At 64.1% G+C, this 2,334-nt stretch carries 1 protein-coding gene and 1 pseudogene; one reads left to right on the top strand and one right to left on the bottom strand.

The features are described 5' to 3' along the window. Positions 1-350 (bottom strand): annotated as a pseudogene (locus Q7U29_RS15330) (serine--glyoxylate aminotransferase); the annotation flags it as partial. Between the two features lie 170 nt (positions 351-520). Between Q7U29_RS15330 and Q7U29_RS15325 the strand changes: the two are divergent. Next, positions 521-2,334 (top strand): FAD-binding oxidoreductase (locus Q7U29_RS15325; protein WP_304742841.1); only part of this gene is annotated, 1,814 nt, incomplete at its 3' end.

Raw genomic sequence — 2,334 nt, 5'->3', positions numbered from 1 at the left:
CCGTGCCGCCAGTCGGTGGGCAGGAATTCCACATCGAGCTTGAATTTCTCGGCAATGCCGCGCCACAGCACCGCGAACTGGCCGGTCTCGGCCATCAGCACCTTGTCGCCGGGCGACAGCGTATTGACGATCGCCGCTTCCCAGGCGCCGGTTCCCGACGCCGGATAGATGATGCCCGGTTGTTTGGTCCGGAACACGCGCTGGCAGCCCGCCAGCACGGCATGGCCCAGCTCGGCGAATTCGGGACCGCGATGATCCAGGGTGGGCATGTCCATCGCCCGCAACACCCGGTCGGGCACGTTGGTCGGGCCTGGAATCTGGAGAAAATGCCTACCAGTGTGCAGGGTCATGTGGCGTCCTTCCCGGGGTATTCTGGCTTCACGAGCCGCTCGAATATCACTATTCGGCGGGCTTGTCCCCCGCTAGGGCAGCCCCGTCAATGCATAACAAAGCGAGCCTTTGCCTTGCCAAGGCGAAAGCAGGGAGGCAAGAGATGAGGGCATCATGCGAGATTGAACCGATGGCGGCGACGCGGGCCGAAAAGTCCCAGGATTCGGCTGAAAACAGCGCTCTTGCCGCACGTCTGGCCCGGGAGATCACCGGGGACGTCTTCTTCGACCGGTTCAACCGCGGCCGCTATGCAACCGACGCATCATTTTATCAGCTAATGCCCGCCGGGGTCGTGATCCCCAAAACCATGGAAGAGGCGCTGCGGACGCTCGCGATCGCCCGCGAAGACGACCGGATCGTGACGCCTCGCGGCGGCGGCACCTCGCAATGCGGCCAGACCGTCAACCACGGCATCGTGGTCGACTTCTCCAGGTACCTCAACCGCATCGTCTCGCTCGACCTCGATAACCGCTCGTGCGTGGTCGAGCCCGGCATCGTGCTCGACGACCTCAACCGGCAGCTCAAAAAGCACGGGCTGTGGTTTCCGGTCGATGTCTCCACCGCCTCGCGCGCCACCATCGGCGGCATGGCCGGCAACAATTCCTGCGGCGGCCGTTCGCTGCGCTACGGCACCATGCGCGACAACACGCTGTCGATGGATGCGGCGCTGGCCGACGGCAGCCGGCTGCATTTCGGCGAGGTGAATTCCGGCGACGACAGCGTCGCCCTGTTCCGCGACATGCTGGATCTCGGCGCCCGCGAGGCAGCCGAAATCGCCGAGAGATTCCCGAAAGTGCAGCGCCGGGTCGGCGGCTACAATCTCGATGCGCTCGTGCCGCGCAATGCGCCGAACAATCTGGCGCATCTCCTGGTCGGCTCCGAAGGCACGCTGGCCTTCACTACCCAGGTCGAACTGAAATTGTGGCCGGTGATCCGCAACAAGGTGCTCGGCGTCTGCCATTTCGGCAGTTTTTACGAGGCGATGGATGCCGCCCAGCATCTGGTGAAACTGCGGCCCATCGCGGTCGAACTGGTCGATCGCACCATGCTGGCGCTGGGGCGCGAGATCGCGATGTTCCAGCCGATCATCGGCACCGCCGTGCGCGGCGATCCCGATGCGGTGCTGATCGTCGAGTTCGCCGAGGATGATCAAGTCGAAAACATCAGGCGGCTGAAACAGCTCGGTGATCTGATGGCCGATCTCGGTTTTGGCTGGGACCGGCCGCAACGCAAATGGGGCGGTGTCGTCGAGATTACGGAGCCCGCGCTGCAAACGGGCATCGCCGAGTTCCGCGCCGCGGGCCTCAACGTCATGATGTCGATGAAGCAGGAGGGCAAGCCGGTCTCCTTCGTCGAGGACTGCGCAGTGCCGCTGCCGCATCTCGCCGACTATACCGCGCGGCTCAACGAGATTTTCGCCAGGCACGGCACCCGCGGCACCATGTATGCGCACGCCTCCGAAGGCTGCCTGCATGTGCGCCCGGTGCTCAATTTGAAGCTGGAAAAAGACGTCAAGGCGATGCGCGCCATCGCCGAAGAAACTTTTGCCATGGTCCGGGAATACAAGGGCTCGCATTCCGGCGAGCACGGCGATGGCCTGGTGCGATCGGAATTTCACGAGGCGATGTTCGGCCCGCAAATCATCGCCGATTTCCGCGAGGTCAAGCAGCGCTTCGATCCCGGCAACGTGCTCAACCCCGGCAAGATCATCAATGCCCCCCGCATGGATGACCGGTCACTGTTCCGCTATCCGCCGGACTACCGCGTCGCCGAGCTGAAGACCGTGCTGGACTGGTCCGCGTATCCCGGCGCCGGTGGCGGTTTTCAGGGCGCGGTCGAGATGTGCAACAACAACGGCGCCTGCCGCAAGCTCGAAGGCGGCGTGATGTGCCCGTCCTATCGCGCCACCCGCAACGAGAAGGATGTCACGCGCGGCCGGGCCAA

The sequence above is a fragment of the Bradyrhizobium sp. genome (genome assembly GCF_030654605.1).
Taxonomy (GTDB): Bacteria; Pseudomonadota; Alphaproteobacteria; order Rhizobiales; family Xanthobacteraceae; genus Bradyrhizobium.
Note: the sequence above shows the minus strand (reverse complement) of the source record. Positions and strands in the feature narration are given on the sequence as shown.